Origin of the sequence: Pseudomonas sp. SBB6, assembly GCF_024213215.1 — a bacterium.
Classification (GTDB): domain Bacteria; phylum Pseudomonadota; class Gammaproteobacteria; order Pseudomonadales; family Pseudomonadaceae; genus Aquipseudomonas; species Aquipseudomonas donghuensis.
Window position 1 is genome coordinate 332,614 of sequence record NZ_JANAVH010000004.1, and the last position, 15,756, is coordinate 348,369.

At 62.2% G+C, this 15,756-nt stretch carries 14 protein-coding genes; 10 read left to right on the forward strand and 4 right to left on the reverse strand.

The window, feature by feature from the left end:
• Window positions 1–189 precede the first annotated feature (189 nt).
• Both metK and NLX68_RS10370 read right to left on the reverse strand, forming a co-directional pair.
• Window positions 190–1,380 carry a methionine adenosyltransferase gene (metK, locus tag NLX68_RS10365; RefSeq protein ID WP_010221525.1) on the reverse strand — a complete coding sequence of 397 codons (1,191 nt, stop codon included), beginning with the start codon at window positions 1,378–1,380 and terminating at the stop codon, window positions 190–192.
• Window positions 1,381–1,392: 12 nt separating this feature from the next.
• Entirely contained in the window at window positions 1,393–2,394 is a 1,002-nt protein-coding gene (locus NLX68_RS10370) for a metalloregulator ArsR/SmtB family transcription factor (protein WP_254283906.1), read from the reverse strand.
• Window positions 2,395–2,653: 259 nt separating this feature from the next.
• Here NLX68_RS10370 and tkt point away from each other — a divergent pair, with 259 nt between their 5' ends.
• The 9 genes from tkt to NLX68_RS10415 all read left to right on the forward strand — a co-directional run bounded on the left by tkt (window position 2,654) and on the right by NLX68_RS10415 (window position 11,978).
• Entirely contained in the window at window positions 2,654–4,651 is a 1,998-nt protein-coding gene (gene tkt / locus NLX68_RS10375) for a transketolase (RefSeq protein WP_254283907.1), read from the forward strand.
• Between the two features lie 103 nt (window positions 4,652–4,754).
• Complete coding sequence (epd, locus tag NLX68_RS10380; RefSeq protein ID WP_254283908.1) at window positions 4,755–5,822, forward strand: erythrose-4-phosphate dehydrogenase; 1,068 nt, start codon at window positions 4,755–4,757, stop codon at window positions 5,820–5,822.
• A gap of 12 nt (window positions 5,823–5,834) precedes the next feature.
• The gene (locus tag NLX68_RS10385) at window positions 5,835–6,998 is read left to right on the forward strand and encodes a phosphoglycerate kinase (RefSeq protein ID WP_010221529.1); all 1,164 of its coding nucleotides are present in this window, start codon (window positions 5,835–5,837) and stop codon (window positions 6,996–6,998) included.
• Between the two features lie 32 nt (window positions 6,999–7,030).
• Window positions 7,031–7,249 (forward strand): hypothetical protein, encoded by a 219-nt coding sequence (locus tag NLX68_RS10390; protein WP_159388031.1) that lies wholly within the window; start codon window positions 7,031–7,033, stop codon window positions 7,247–7,249.
• A gap of 51 nt (window positions 7,250–7,300) precedes the next feature.
• The gene (locus NLX68_RS10395; protein WP_010221531.1) at window positions 7,301–7,627 is read left to right on the forward strand and encodes an MliC family protein; all 327 of its coding nucleotides are present in this window, start codon (window positions 7,301–7,303) and stop codon (window positions 7,625–7,627) included.
• 97 nt (window positions 7,628–7,724) lie between these two features.
• A complete protein-coding gene (fba, locus tag NLX68_RS10400; RefSeq protein WP_038997508.1) occupies window positions 7,725–8,789 on the forward strand; it encodes a class II fructose-bisphosphate aldolase in 1,065 nt (354 codons plus the stop codon).
• A gap of 213 nt (window positions 8,790–9,002) precedes the next feature.
• Complete coding sequence (locus tag NLX68_RS10405) at window positions 9,003–11,123, forward strand: bifunctional diguanylate cyclase/phosphodiesterase (RefSeq protein ID WP_254283909.1); 2,121 nt, start codon at window positions 9,003–9,005, stop codon at window positions 11,121–11,123.
• Window positions 11,124–11,163: 40 nt separating this feature from the next.
• Window positions 11,164–11,664: a YgjP-like metallopeptidase domain-containing protein gene (locus NLX68_RS10410; RefSeq protein WP_254283910.1), complete on the forward strand. Its 501-nt coding sequence runs from the start codon at window positions 11,164–11,166 to the stop codon at window positions 11,662–11,664.
• A gap of 17 nt (window positions 11,665–11,681) precedes the next feature.
• Entirely contained in the window at window positions 11,682–11,978 is a 297-nt protein-coding gene (locus NLX68_RS10415) for a helix-turn-helix domain-containing protein (protein WP_254283911.1), read from the forward strand.
• Window positions 11,979–12,043: 65 nt separating this feature from the next.
• Here NLX68_RS10415 and NLX68_RS10420 read toward each other — a convergent pair whose 3' ends face one another.
• The gene (locus NLX68_RS10420; RefSeq protein ID WP_254283912.1) at window positions 12,044–12,496 is read right to left on the reverse strand and encodes a GNAT family N-acetyltransferase; all 453 of its coding nucleotides are present in this window, start codon (window positions 12,494–12,496) and stop codon (window positions 12,044–12,046) included.
• Between the two features lie 232 nt (window positions 12,497–12,728).
• Here NLX68_RS10420 and NLX68_RS10425 point away from each other — a divergent pair, with 232 nt between their 5' ends.
• Window positions 12,729–13,469: an ABC transporter substrate-binding protein gene (locus NLX68_RS10425; RefSeq protein WP_010221537.1), complete on the forward strand. Its 741-nt coding sequence runs from the start codon at window positions 12,729–12,731 to the stop codon at window positions 13,467–13,469.
• On the opposite strand, the gene yccS is transcribed toward NLX68_RS10425, so the two are convergent.
• Window positions 13,470–15,653, reverse strand: a complete 2,184-nt coding sequence (yccS, locus tag NLX68_RS10430; RefSeq protein WP_254283913.1) for a YccS family putative transporter — start codon at window positions 15,651–15,653, stop codon at window positions 13,470–13,472.
• Window positions 15,654–15,756: the final 103 nt, after the last annotated feature.

Genomic DNA, 15,756 nt, shown 5'->3' on the forward strand with positions numbered 1-15,756 from the left:
CGAGCATCCTTGCTCGGTGAAGTGGAACACCAAGCCTAGGAAAGATTGTTCGCCTTGAGGGATTGCAACTGTCAGGTCATGTGTCCAGGCCAGCCCCACAAGAGGGAGTGCTGCTGCCAAATGAAAAGCCCCGGCCAGTGACCCGGCCGGGGCTTTTTACTTGCAGCTTGCAGCTTGCAGCTTCAGCCCTTACAGGCCGGCAGCGGCGCGCAGGGCGTCGACGCGGTCGGTACGTTCCCAGGTGAAGGTGGTGAAGGTGTCGTCGCCGACAGTCTTCTGCTGCGGGATACGGCCGAAGTGACCGTAGGCAGCGGTTTCCTGGTACATCGGGTGCAGCAGGTCGAGCATGGTGGTGATCGCGTATGGGCGCAGGTCGAAGCACTCGCGCACCAGCTGGACGATCTTGTCGTCGGAGATCTTGCCGGTGCCGAAGGTGTTCAGCGAGATCGAAGTCGGCTGAGCGACACCAATGGCGTAGGAAACCTGGATCTCGCAACGCTCGGCCAGGCCGGCGGCGACAATGTTCTTGGCCACGTAGCGACCGGCGTAAGCCGCGGAACGGTCAACCTTGGACGGGTCCTTGCCGGAGAACGCGCCACCGCCGTGACGGGCCATGCCGCCATAGCTGTCGACGATGATCTTGCGGCCGGTCAGGCCGCAGTCACCCACCGGGCCGCCGATGATGAACTGGCCGGTCGGGTTGATATGGAACTGGGTGCCTTTGTGCAGCAGTTCGGCCGGCAGGGTGTGCTTGACGATCAGCTCCATCACCGCTTCCTGCAGGTCTTTTTGCGACACTTCAGGGTTGTGCTGGGTCGACAGTACAACGGCGTCGATACCGACTACCTTGCCGCCTTCGTAACGGCAGGTAACCTGCGACTTGGCATCCGGGCGCAGCCACGGCAGCAGGCCGGACTTGCGTGCTTCGGCCTGGCGCTCGACCAGGCGGTGCGAGAAGCAGATCGGTGCTGGCATCAGCACGTCGGTTTCGTTGCTGGCGTAGCCGAACATCAGGCCCTGGTCGCCGGCACCCTGGTCTTCAGGCTTGCTGCGGTCAACGCCCTGGGCGATGTCTACCGACTGCTTGCCGATGATGTTCATGACCGCGCAAGTCGCGCCGTCGAAGCCGACGTCGGAGCTGTTGTAGCCGATGTCGACGATGACTTTGCGAACGATGTCTTCCAGATCGACCCAGGCCGAGGTGGTGACTTCGCCAGCGATGATTGCCACACCGGTTTTCACCAGGGTTTCGCAGGCCACGCGGGCGAACTTGTCCTGGGTGATGATGGCGTCCAGCACCGCATCCGAAATCTGGTCGGCGATTTTGTCCGGATGCCCTTCAGACACGGACTCGGAGGTGAAAAGGGAGTATTCGCTCATCTCGACGGGTTCCTAAAATTTACCGATGGTGATGTCGCCAGCCGGTCGCTGAAAATGGCGGACCTGAATCTGGAAACCATTACGTAAGCCCACATAGAGGCTGTCCCCGGGCGCCAGTCCCGCAGCGCTGGCCCAACGGGCCAGGTCGTCCTGCTCGAAGCCCAGCCAGATATCGCCACAGGCCTCTCTGGCCCAGCTCTGGTCGTGGCTGCACAACTCTGTTACCAACAGGCTTCCGCCTGGTTTCACGCGGTTGGCCAGCTGCCGCAGGGCTTCGGCCGGGGCGCTGAAATGGTGCAGGACCATATTCAGCACTACGCAGTCGGCGTCCACATCCGTTGCACTGAGTGCATCGGCCAACTGCAGGTTCACATTAGCCAGACCTTCGCGCTCGCAGACCCGGCGGGCCAGGTCGAGCATGGTCGGGCTGTTGTCCAGGGCGGTGACCCGGGTGAAGCGCCGGGCCAGCTCGGGAAGAAATTCGCCGTCGCCGGGCCCTACTTCGAGGGCATCGGCGTCGGATTCGAAGCTGAGTTTGTCGAGCAGGGCCAGCAGGCTTTCGCGGTATTGCGGCAAGCCGGCGATCAGGTCCTGCTGGGCACGAAACTTCTCTTCGACACGCAGGAAAAAATCCTGGCTGGTGGCCGCCCGGCGTTGTTGCACCTGGGCGATACGGGCCTGGACTTCATCGGCCAGGCCCAGCCCGTCCACCTCTTCGAGCAACGCTGCATGCAGCTTGCCGCCGAGGCTCAGGCCGTCGGGCAGGGCGCGACGGTAGAAGATCGCATTGCCTTCGCGCCGGGTCGCCACCAGGCCGGCCTGGGCCAGCACCTTGAGGTGGTGGCTCATGCCCGATTGACCAATGGCGAAGATCTGCGCCAGTTCCAGCACGCCGAACGAGTCGCTGGCCAGTGCGCGCAATACATTCAGGCGCAATGGGTCGCCGCCGGCTTTACACAGGGCAGCCAGCGCGTCGCTTTGCTCTTGGCGGATCGGCGGCACGGGTAGGTTCATGGTGCGGCAGTCTAGTCAGGCAGCGATAACGTCGCAAGGGCAATATCAAAAAGTTTTGATATTGCGCGATAAGCGGGGCAATTCGTCGCAGGCTGTGCGACCGATCCGGCTGTTTGCCCGGGCTAACGCCTGATTCTTCTCTCAAACACAGGAAAATCATGCTGCATCGACCATCCGTCATTGCCCCCGGGCACGTGCCTGGGCGAAAATGGCCGCCTTTTTTCGTTTCGTAACTAATTCAACACCCAGGAGATAAGCGATGCCCAGCCGTCGTGAGCGTGCCAACGCCATTCGTGCCCTCAGCATGGATGCCGTGCAAAAGGCCAACAGCGGCCACCCCGGTGCCCCTATGGGCATGGCGGATATCGCCGAGGTTCTGTGGCGTGACTACCTGAAGCACAACCCGACCAACCCGAACTTCGCTGACCGTGACCGCTTCGTGCTGTCCAACGGCCACGGTTCGATGCTGATCTACTCGCTGCTGCACCTGACCGGCTACGACCTGTCGATCGACGACCTGAAGAGCTTCCGTCAGCTGCACAGCCGTACCCCGGGCCACCCGGAGCTCGGTTACACCCCGGGCGTCGAGACCACCACCGGCCCACTGGGTCAGGGCCTGGCCAACGCCGTTGGTTTCGCCCTGGCGGAAAAAGTCCTGGCGGGCCAGTTCAACCGCGCAGGTCATAACGTCGTCGACCACCACACCTATGTGTTCCTGGGTGATGGTTGCATGATGGAAGGTATTTCCCACGAAGTCGCTTCCCTGGCCGGTACCCTGGGCCTGGGCAAGCTGATCGCCTTCTACGATGACAACGGCATCTCCATCGACGGCGAAGTCGAAGGCTGGTTCACCGATGACACTCCGAAGCGTTTCGAAGCCTACAACTGGCAGGTGATCCGCAATGTCGACGGCCATGACGCCGACGAGATCCGCACCGCCATCGACACCGCGCGCAAGAGCGAGCAGCCGACCCTGATCTGCTGCAAGACCATCATCGGTTTCGGTTCGCCGAACAAGCAGGGCAAGGAAGATTGCCACGGTGCTCCGCTGGGCAACGACGAAATCGCCCTGGCGCGCAAAGCGCTGAACTGGAATCACGCACCGTTCGAAATCCCGGCTGACATCTACGCCGAGTGGGACGCCAAGGAAGCCGGCAAGGCCGTTGAAGCCGAATGGGACCAGCGCTTCGCTGCCTACTCCGCCGCTCACCCAGAGCTTGCCAATGAACTGGTGCGTCGCCTGAGCGGTGACCTGCCGGCTGACTTCGCGGAAAAGGCTGCGGCCTACATCGCCGAAGTCGCGGCCAAGGGCGAGACCATTGCCAGCCGTAAAGCCAGCCAGAACGCCCTGAACGCCTTCGGCCCGCTGCTGCCTGAACTGCTGGGCGGTTCGGCCGACCTGGCCGGTTCCAACCTGACCCTGTGGAAAGGCTGCAAAGGTGTCAGCGCCGAAGACGCCAGCGGCAACTACATGTTCTACGGCGTGCGTGAGTTCGGCATGACCGCGATCATGAACGGTGTCGCCCTGCACGGCGGCCTGGTGCCTTACGGCGCGACCTTCCTGATGTTCATGGAATACGCCCGCAACGCGGTGCGCATGTCGGCGCTGATGAAGCAGCGGGTCATCCACGTCTACACCCACGACTCCATCGGTCTGGGCGAAGACGGCCCGACCCACCAGCCGATCGAGCAACTGACCAGCCTGCGCAGCACGCCGAACCTGGATACCTGGCGCCCAGCCGATGCCGTCGAGTCGGCAGTCTCCTGGAAGGTCGCCCTGGAGCGCAAAGACGGCCCTTCGGCGCTGATCTTCTCGCGTCAGAACCTGCAGCACCAGGCGCGTGACGCCGAGCAGGTCGCCAACATCAGCCGCGGCGGCTACGTGCTCAAAGACTGCGCCGGCGAGCCTGAACTGATCCTGATCGCCACCGGTTCCGAAGTTGGCCTGGCAGTCCAGGCGTTCGACAAGCTGACCGAGCAAGGCCGCAAGGTCCGCGTCGTGTCGATGCCGTCGACCAGCGTGTTCGATGCCCAGGATGCAAGCTACAAGCAGTCGGTACTGCCGCTGCAAGTCGGCGCACGTATCGCCATCGAAGCGGCCCATGCCGACTTCTGGTACAAGTACGTCGGCCTCGAAGGCCGCGTCATCGGCATGACCACCTACGGCGAGTCGGCGCCTGCGTCGGCGCTGTTCGAAGAGTTCGGTTTCACCCTGGAAAACATCCTGGGTACTGCTGAAGAGCTGCTGGAAGACTGATCAACAGTGCTGGATTTATCGCGGGGCAAGCCCGCTCCTACAGTTTTGTAGGAGCGGGCTTGCCCCGCGATTGCAGATAACGCTTCTGTTCCGTGAGCATCCCATGCCCCAATCGCGTCCTTACAAAGTTGCACTCAACGGCTACGGCCGTATTGGTCGTTGCGTCTTGCGCGCACTCTTTGAACGGGGGGCGAAGGCGGGCTTCGAGATCGTTGCACTGAACGACCTGGCCGACCAGGCCAGTATCGAATACCTGACACGCTTCGACTCCACCCACGGGCGTTTCCCCGGTGAGGTGAAGGTCGACGGCGATTGTCTGCATATCAACGGCGACTGCGTGAAGGTGTTGCGCAGTGCCACCCCGGAAGGGGTCGACTGGGCGGCGCTCGACGTCGACCTGGTGCTGGAATGCTCCGGTGCCTACAACACCCGTGCCGATGCCATGCGTTTTCTCGACGCCGGTGCGCCGCGGGTGCTGTTCTCCCAGCCCATGGCCAGTGAGATGGATGTCGATGCCACCGTGGTCTACGGCATCAACCAGGATTGCCTGGACGGCACCGAGAAGCTGGTTTCCAACGCCTCCTGCACCACCAACTGCGGGGTGCCGCTGCTGCGGGTGCTGGACCAGGCCTTTGGCCTGGAGTATGTGTCGATCACCACTATTCACTCGGCGATGAACGACCAGCCGGTGATCGACGCCTATCACCACGAAGACCTGCGCCGTACCCGTTCGGCGTTCCAGTCGGTGATCCCGGTGTCCACGGGCCTTGCCCGCGGTATCGAACGGCTGTTGCCGGAACTTGCTGGGCGAATTCAGGCCAAAGCCGTACGCGTGCCGACCGTCAACGTGTCGTGCCTGGACATCACCCTGCAGACCGCCCGCGATACCACCGCGGCCGAGGTCAACCGGGTGTTGCGCGAAGCCGCCCTGAGCGGCCCGCTGCAAGGTCTGCTGGCCTACACCGAACTGCCGCACGCCAGTTGTGATTTCAACCATGACCCGCATTCGGCGATTGTCGATGCCAGCCAGACCCGCGTTTCCGGCCCCCGGCTGGTCAACCTGCTGGCCTGGTTCGACAACGAATGGGGTTTTGCCAACCGTATGCTCGACGTTGCCGATCACTTTCTGCACGTCGTCAATCAAACCCGCTCCACTTGTAAACAGCCCTGAAGGACTGCATTCATGACCGTGTTGAAGATGACCGACCTCGATCTGCAAGGTAAGCGCGTACTGATCCGCGAAGACCTCAACGTACCTGTGAAGGACGGTGTGGTTGCCAGCGATGCGCGCATCCTCGCTTCGCTGCCGACCATCAAGCTGGCCCTGGAAAAGGGCGCGGCCGTGATGGTCTGCTCGCACCTGGGCCGCCCGAGCGAAGGCGAATTTTCCGCCGAGAACAGCCTCAAGCCGGTCGCCGAATACCTGAGCAAGGCCCTGGGCCGCGACGTACCGCTGGTTGCCGATTACCTCGACGGTGTCGAAATCAAGGCCGGTGATATCGTCCTGTTCGAGAACGTGCGCTTCAACAAGGGCGAGAAGAAGAACGCCGACGAGCTGGCGCAGAAGTACGCCGCCCTGTGCGATGTATTCGTGATGGACGCGTTCGGTACCGCTCACCGCGCCGAAGGCTCGACCCATGGTGTGGCCAAGTTCGCCAAGGTGGCCGCTGCTGGCCCGCTGCTGGCCGCCGAGCTGGACGCCCTGGGCAAGGCTCTGAAAGCCCCGGCCAAGCCGATGGCGGCTATCGTTGCCGGCTCCAAGGTTTCGACCAAGCTGGACGTGCTCAACAGCCTGAGCCAGATCTGCGACCTGCTGATCGTCGGCGGCGGCATCGCCAACACCTTCCTGGCTGCGGCCGGTCACCCGGTCGGCAAGTCGCTGTACGAGCCTGACCTGATCGACACCGCCAAGGCCATCGCCGCCAAGGTCAACGTGCCGCTGCCGGTGGACGTAGTGGTTGCCAAGGAATTTGCCGAAAGCGCCGAAGCGACCGTCAAGCTGATTGCTGACGTTGCCGAAGACGACATGATCCTGGATATCGGTCCGCAAACTGCGGCCAACTTCGCCGAGCTGCTGAAGTCGTCGAAGACCATCCTGTGGAACGGCCCGGTTGGCGTGTTCGAATTCGACCAGTTCGGCAACGGCACCAAGGTCCTGGCCCAGGCCATCGCCGACAGCGCTGCGTTCTCCATCGCTGGCGGTGGCGATACCCTGGCGGCTATCGACAAATATGGCGTTGCCGAACAAATCTCCTACATTTCTACCGGTGGCGGTGCATTCCTCGAGTTCGTCGAAGGTAAAGTGCTGCCGGCCGTTGAAGTGCTGGAACAGCGGGCCAAGGCCTGATCCACTCAGCGCCTGGCAAAGGGAGCGACCTGATGGTCAAGCAGTTGCCTGTGATTATCCTGGCCGGGTTGCTCGGCGCTTGCTCCAGCAACCCGGAGCAGGCGGCGCAAAAGCCCGGCACGCCGAAAGGCGGCTGCTATCAGTCTGAATGGCAGGCTGAAACGGCACCGGTGATCAACAAAAGGCTGGGCCCGGATGGCCTGGAAAAATACGACGACGAACATCAGCGCCGGGCCCAGGGTTGCCCTTGATCGGTTCGCGGCAACCTACCGGCCGGTTTGTGGTCTGCTAGAGGGTATTGGATGAAAGCGGTAGTGGCCTTGATGGCCCTGGCAGTACTCGGTGGTTGTGCAAGCCTCAAGCCTGCACCGGCGCCGACCGACAACTGGACCCGCTGGGTCTGTGACAGCCAGGCCGAAGTGCTCTGGCGTTTTGTCGACAGCAGCCAGCAGGACGTGGATGTACGCCTCGGGGGCGGCGACCAGGTCTACCGGCTCAAGCCGGAGCCCAGTGGCTCGGGTGCGTTGTACAGCGATGGAGTGCTGGCGTTCCACAGCAAGGGTGATGAAGGCCTGGTGTACTGGGTCGCCACCAACGATTTGATAGGGCGGGGCTGCAAGGCGCCGTGACTGGCCGGGCCGTCTGATGGCCCACACTACTTGAATAGCAACCGCCGCTGCGGCAGGCTTGCACGAAAAACGACGCTTGTCGGGAGAGAGATACACAATGGCACTCATTAGCATGCGCCAGATGCTGGACCACGCCGCTGAATTCGGCTACGGCGTTCCAGCTTTCAACGTCAACAACCTCGAGCAGATGCGCGCCATCATGGAAGCCGCTGACAAGACCGACTCCCCGGTGATTGTCCAGGCCTCGGCCGGTGCCCGCAAATACGCTGGCGCGCCGTTCCTGCGCCACCTGATCCTGGCCGCCATCGAAGAATTCCCGCACATCCCGGTGTGCATGCACCAGGACCACGGCACCAGCCCTGACGTCTGCCAGCGCTCGATCCAGCTGGGCTTCAGCTCGGTCATGATGGACGGCTCGCTGGGTGAAGACGGCAAGACCCCGACCGACTACGAGTACAACGTCCGCGTTACGCAACAAACCGTGGCCATGGCTCACGCTTGCGGCGTTTCGGTTGAAGGCGAGCTGGGTTGCCTGGGTTCGCTGGAAACCGGTATGGCCGGTGAAGAAGACGGTATCGGCGCCGAAGGCGTGCTGGATCACAGCCAGATGCTGACCGATCCGGAAGAAGCCGCCGACTTCGTCAAGAAGACCCAGGTCGATGCCCTGGCCATCGCCATCGGTACCAGCCACGGTGCCTACAAGTTCACCAAGCCGCCTACCGGCGACGTGCTGGCAATCGACCGCATCAAGGAAATCCACAAGCGTATCCCCAACACCCACCTGGTGATGCACGGTTCGTCGTCGGTACCGCAAGAGTGGCTGGCGATCATCAACCAGTACGGCGGCGACATCAAGGAAACCTACGGCGTTCCGGTTGAGGAAATCGTCGAAGGCATCAAGTACGGCGTACGCAAGGTCAACATCGACACCGACCTGCGCCTGGCTTCCACCGGTGCCATGCGTCGCCTGATGGCCACCAATCCGAGCGAGTTCGACCCGCGCAAATTCTTCGGCGAAACCGTCAAGGCCATGCGCGACGTCTGCATCGCCCGTTACGAAGCCTTCGGTACCGCTGGCAATGCCTCGAAGATCAAGCCGATCTCCCTGGAAGCGATGTTCCAGCGCTACGCCAAGGGCGAGCTGGCCGCCAAGGTCAACTAAGCCTGAACAGAAAAGCCCGCAGCGATGCGGGTTTTTTTGTGCCTGCGCGCCAGGGAGTCGGTGCGCATGGCCCTGATGGACAGACCGTTAGTCGGCTAACCGGCCATTCCGCGCATGATGGCAATGTGCTGACTTCAGATTTGTGGCAGCCGGGTCTAGAGTTACGCTCAGATGTCAGCCGAAGTCCGGCATTGGTGCCTTAAGAGAAGCAGCATGGATTGCGCGCAACCTCAGTCACACGATAGCGGCTCAGTACTCCTGGTCGTTGATGATTACCCGGAAAACCTGATCAGCATGCGGGCCTTGCTGGCCCGTCAGGATTGGCAAGTACTTACCGCAAGCTCCGGGACGGAAGCCCTGAGCGCGCTGCTCGAACACGAGGTGGACCTGGTGCTGCTGGATGTGCAGATGCCGGGCATGGACGGTTTCGAGGTTGCCCGCTTGATGCGCGGCAGCCAACGCACGCGGTTGACGCCAATCATCTTTCTTACCGCCAACGAGCAGTCCCAGGCCGCCGTGCTCAAAGGGTATGCCAGTGGCGCAGTGGATTACTTATTCAAACCCTTCGACCCGCAGATTCTCAAACCCAAGGTCCAGGCCTTGCTCGAGCAGCAGCGCAACCGGCGCTCGTTGCAGCGTTTGAGTCGCGACCTCGAGGCGGCGCGGGCCTTCAATGCCTCGGTGCTCAACAATGCCGCCGAAGGTATTTTGGTGGTGAATGAAAACGGTGGCATCACCTTTGCCAATCCGGCCATTTCCCAGTTGCTCGAAGCCCCTGTCGAGAAGCTGCAAGGCGCCAGCCTGCTGGATTTCGTGCAATCGCCAGGCATGACGTTGTGGAATGAGTCGGCCTTCTACCAGGCCTACCTGGACCGGCAGATTTTCCGTATCCACGATGCTTTGCTGCGCACCGCCGGTGGCCAGCCGGTGCCGGTGGCGCTGTCCTGTTCGCCGTTGACCGATGGCCAGCGGGCCATGGTGGTCACGGTGTTGGACATGTCGGTGGTGCGCAACCTGCACCAGCAACTGGAGTTCCAGGCGGTCACCGACCCCCTGACCGGCCTGCTCAACCGTCGTGGCTTCTATCAGGCCGCCGAAAGTGCGCTGGTACGCAACGAACGTAGCGACAAGGCCCAGGCCCTGATGTACCTGGATCTGGATGGTTTCAAGCGGATCAATGATTTTCTCGGCCATGAGGCGGGCGACCGGGTGCTGCATTGGGTGGCCGAGCAGCTCAAGGATTGCCTGGGGGCCAGCGCGATTCTCGCGCGCATGGGCGGCGATGAGTTCACGGCGCTGTTCGATGCGCTTGAATATCCGGAGCAGGCTGCGCGATTTGCCGAGCGGGTGATCGAGCGCATGTCGATCTGCCAGCAGATCGACGGCATGGAAGTGACCCTGGGCGTGAGCATCGGTATTGCCACCTACCCCGATTGTGGCGCCAACCTCGACGGCCTGCTGCGTGCGGCCGATGCCGCGATGTATGCGGCCAAGCAGGCTGGGCGCCAGCAATATCGCTATTACGACCAGGACCTTAACGGCCGTGCGCGCTCACGGTTGATGCTCGAAGATTCGGTGCGCGGCGCCATTGAGAACCAGGACTTCAGCCTGGTCTACCAGCCTCAGGTCGCCTTTGCCGACGGACGTCTGCGCGGTTTCGAGGCGTTGTTGCGTTGGCAGCACCCCAGTGTTGGCGATGTACCGCCGGGGCTGTTCCTGCCCTTGCTGGAGGAGGCGCGGTTGATTTCGCGCCTGGCCAGCTGGATCTATGCCCAGGGTGCGGCGCAACGGCGTGACTGGCAGGATTGCTTCGATCCAGCCTTGGTGCTGGGGATCAGCCTCAGCCGTGTGCAGTTTGCCATGCCCAATCTGGTCGAGGAACTCGGGCGGGTGATTGCCAGCCAGGGCCTGGAGCCGGCGCAGCTGGAGGTCGAGATTGCCGAGACCTCGCTGATGGTCAACAACGAGGTGGCCTTGAAGCAGTTGCACAAGCTCAGAGAGCTAGGCGTGCGCGTTGCCCTCGACGATTTCGGTGCCGGCGATTGTTCGTTGCGCATGCTGCGCGATCTACCGATCGACACCCTCAAGCTCGACCGCCATCTGGTCGCGCGCCTGCCCGGGTCGCAAGCGGACGCGGCGCTGGTTCGTTGCGTGATTGACCTGTGCCGGCAGTACCGTATCAGCGTGATCGCCGAAGGCGTCGAAACCCGCGAGCAGGCGCACTGGTTGCAAGCCAATGGTTGCGAGTATGTGCAAGGCTTCTTGGTGGCGCGGCCCATGACACCTGGTGACGCCGGGGCGTTTCCGGGCTTTTTTGACTGGCAAGGGGTGTAGTTGGGTACACTGGGCGCTTTTATCGTCAGCCGTTTTGACCATGACTGTGCTCAAGTACCTGCAAGCCTATCCGCCCGCCCTGCAAGACCAGGTTCGCCAGTTGATTGCCAGCAATCGCCTGGGCGACTACCTGCAGCAGCGCTATCCGGACAAGCACGCGGTGCAGAGCGACAAGGCGCTATACGCCTACACGCAGGCGCTCAAGCAGGAGCACCTGCGCAACGCGCCGAACCTCGACAAGGTGCTGTTCGATAACCGCCTGGACCTCACCCACCGGGCACTCGGCCTGCACACCGCCGTGTCGCGGGTACAGGGCGGCAAATTGAAGGCCAAGAAGGAAATCCGCATCGCCTCGTTGTTCAGGGAAGCGGCGCCGCAATTCCTGAAGATGATCGTGGTGCATGAGCTGGCGCACCTGAAAGAGTCCGATCACAACAAAGCGTTCTACCAGCTCTGCGAATACATGCAGCCGGGCTACCATCAACTGGAATTCGACCTGCGGGTTTACCTGACCTACCGCGAGCTGCCCGCCAGCCTGTAGGCCCTGAGGATTTGCCAATGGAAGTGAGCAAGACCAAGAGCAGTTTCTACCGCCGGCTGTATGTCGCCTGGCTGATCGACAGCCAGACTGCCAGCACTGTCCCGGCGTTGATGGAGGCTACCGGCATGCCGCGGCGCACCGCCCAGGACACCATTGCCGCCCTGGCTGACCTGGATATCGTCTGTGAGTTCGAGCAGCAGGCAGGGGCGCGCAATCATGCCGGGCACTACCGGATTCGTGACTGGGGAGCGATCGACAAGCAGTGGATCATCCAGCATTTGCGCAGTATTCGTGAGGTGCTGGGGTATCCCTGAGGGCTCCATCGCGGGGCAAGCCCGCTCCTACACAATTGTAGGAGCGGGCTTGCCCCGCGATGCTTCTAGCCGCGACGCATACCGATATGCGGGATATCGTCTTCCAGATACTCCTCTCCCACCACCTTGAAGCCATGGCGTGCATAGTAGTCCTGCAAGTGCGCCTGGGCAGACAGGTACACCGGCACTTCTGGCCAGTATTCCTCTGCATACTTGAGCCCGTGCTCCATCAGTTCATGGCCCAGTCCGCGACCACGTGCCTCTGGGGCGATCAGCACCCGGCCAATGACCACGTCACCGCCCTGGGATTGCGGATCGAGTAAACGCAGGTAAGCCAGCAGGTTGTCACCCTCCCAGGCCATCAGGTGGCAGGTGTCGCCCTCCAGGTCCTGGCCATCGACCTCCTGGTAGGCGCATTTCTGTTCGACCACGAACACTTCGGTGCGCAGTCGCAGAATGGCATAGAGTTGTTCCTTGCCAATGTCACTGTGGTGTTTGCAGATCCAGTCGATGGCCATGGGCGTCTCTCAAGCGGTTGATACCCCTGATCATGGCAGACAGCGGGGCAAGGGTCTAATTGCTCCAGGTCAACACAGGCTCGAAGTCGACCAGAATAGAGGCTATTTGATATCATTTACCTCTGCCCGAGTGCTTCTTCTTTGTGTAACCTGCGATGGCTGATTGGTACTGAACATTCTCAAGCAGTTGAAATCAACGGCGCGAACCAGAGGTTCGCTAAAGGATTTGAGCATGCGGCCATTGCTTCGAGTCTTGGCTTTGCTGGGAATACTGCTGCTGGCGAGCACGACGGCGCAGGCCGCCACGCTGCGCCTGGTTGCTGACAGCTGGCCACCTTTCACTGACGCCAACATGGCCAACGGCGGCTTGGCCACGGCCATCGTCACCACCGCCCTGACCCGTGCCGGCTACACCAGCCAATACGAACAGGTGCCCTGGGCGCGGGCGCTGCTAGGGGTGGGGGACGGGCGCTACGATGTGCTGGTCAACGCCTGGTACAACGACGCGCGTACGCAGATTGGCCAGTTTTCCGCCAGCTACCTGACCAACCGTATCCGTCTGCTCAAGCGCAAAGGCGACGCGGTGCGCTTCAATGCCCTCAGCGACCTGTACCCGTTCCCCATTGCTGTAGTGCGCGATTACGCCTACTCGCCCGAGTTTGACAGCGACACCCATTTGCAGAAGATTCCGGTACGCAGTTTTTCCGTCGCCGTCGGTATGTTGGCTGCGGGCCGCGTGCGCCTGGCGCTGGAAGATGAGTTCGTTGCCGGTTACTACCTCAAGCGCGAACCGAAAGAGGTGCGTGAGGCGGTGGAGTTCTTTGACCAGCCTATCAGCGAGAACAGCCTGCATATCCTGGTCAGCCTGAAGAACCCCGAGCACCAGCAGATCGTCGCCGGCTTCGACCGCGCCATTGCACAGATGAAAGCCGACGGTAGCTATGCCCGGCTGCTCAGGCAGCACGGCTTGTGATCAGGCTGTCGCGCTGTCCTTGATCAGGTGCGCGGCAAGGGTCCGTAGCGGTCCCAATTGACGGCAGATCAGCGCCAGCTGGGTTTGCACCAGGCGCTGGTTTTCGTCGAGCTCTTCGGGCATCTGCTCAAGCTCATTGGCCAGGGCCTCTTCGGCATCACTGTGAATGGCCACCGGCAGCTTGCTGGCCAGGCCTTCGGCAATCTCATCCAGGCTGTTGGCCAGGCGCGCTCCGGCACTGTCGATCAACTGCTCGCGAACCTCGGCATCCAGCGCGCTATCGCGGTGTGCCCCCAGGCCCGAGAGATAGCTGAGCAGGGTGTGCGAGAGCACCAAAAAGCGAAAGCCGACATCCGCCTCCTTACGAAAATGCCCAGGCTCCATGAGCATGTTGGCCAGGGTGGTCGACAGCGCTGCATCGGCGTTGTGGGCATTGCGCCGGGCCAGGCGGTAGGCCAGGTCGTCGCTCTTGCCCTGGGCATACTGCTGCATGATCTGGCGCAGGTAGGTGCTGTTGCAGCTCAGGGTGTTGGCCAGTACCTTGTTCAGGCGCCGTCCCTGCCAGTCCGGGAGGAACAGGAACACCGCGAGGATGGCGATCAGGCTGCCTACCAGGGTATCGAACAGGCGCGGCAGGAACAGCCCGTAGCCATCGCCGATCTGGTTGAAGCAAAACAGCACCATCAGGGTGATCGCTGCGGTCGCCAGGGTGTAGCGGGTGGTGCGGTTGACGAAGAACACCACCCCGGCGGCCACGGCGAACAGCGACTGGATGATCGGGCTCGGGAACAGGTCGAACAGCGCCCAGCCGACGGTCAGGCCGATGGCGGTGCCGATGATCCGTTGCACCAGCTTGCGCCGCGTGGCGCCGTAGTTGGGCTGGCAGACGAACAATGTGGTGAGGATGATCCAGTACCCCTGGGTCGGGTGAATCAGGTGCACCATGCCATAGCCGATCGACAGCGCCAGCGGCAGGCGCAGGGCATGGCGGAACAGCAGCGAGGTCGGTGTCAGTTGCTGGCGCAGGCGGCTCCAGACGTCCTTGAAGTTATGCGGCGAACGGTCGAGCAGGCTGCTGTCGCTGGCATCGGCGAGGTTGTCGGGGTTGCTGGCGTCGCTGAGCAGGCGGTCGAGGGTCGCCAGGTTAGCCGCCAGTGCGCGCAGCGAACGCAGCAGGCCGCGCCAGGCCGGGTTGCTCTGGATGCGCAGGTGTTCGAGCGAGGCGTGCAGGTCTTCCAGGGCCTGGGTGAAGCTGGTGTCGTAGGTGAACGGCTGGCGCAGCTGGATGGATTCGGACAGCTGCTGACAGGCCACCCCTTGCTGGCGCAGCAGGCGCTGGCAGCGGAACAGCACATCGCTGTGGAAGAAGGCTTCAGTCAGGGCGTTGTACGGGTAGTGCGAAGAGCTGGCGCGCTCGTGGATGTCCTGGGCGAGGAAGTACAGCTTCAAATAGCGGCTGACCTTCGACCCCGGACGGCCATTGCCAACCCGGTGCAGGATGATCTCCTTGGCCGCGTTGAGCGCGGCCACCACCCGGCCATTCTGCTGTGCCAGCTCCAGGCGGCGGGCTTCGACGTCCAGTTGGCGGATCGGTTCGAACAGGGTGGCCTTGAGCTTGAGGTAGCGGCCCAGTTCGCGGAACAGCCGGGCCAGGCTCTGCTGTACCGGCTGGTTGGAGAACAGCGCCTGCCACAGCACTGAAAGCAGACCGTACCAGGCGGCCCCGGCCACCAGCAGCAGTGGCTCATGCCAGAAGTCCGTGACCTCGCCGCCACGCTGGTCGACGCCGATCATGGTGTACACCGAGAGGATCAGCGTTGCCGAGGCAATCGCCCCGTAGCGTTCACCGAGGGCGCCAAGCATGGTCAGGGCGAAGCTGGCCAGGGCCAGGGCGCAACCGAAGATGATCGGATAGGGAAACAGCAACTCCACCGACAACGCGGCGATGGTGAAACATACCAGGGTTACCGCCAGGGCATTCAGGCGCCCCTGCCAGCTGTCGTCGGTTTCGGCCAGGGCGCTGGCGATAATCCCCAGGAACAGCGGAATCAGCAGGCTCATCTCGTCCTTGTACCAGCACAGCAGCATGCTGCCGGTCAGGGCGATGAGAACGCGGATGGCATAGCTGAACTTGTCCAGGGCCCAGAGGCGGCGCAACGATTGGCTGAACGAGGAGGATGACATGTCGGGTGGGCAGGCCTTGGGCGATGATCGAAATTGAGCCAATCAGATGGCAGCGGTGTTACCGCTACCCTCTGACCAGCAAAATTTGTTCCTTGATGCGCTG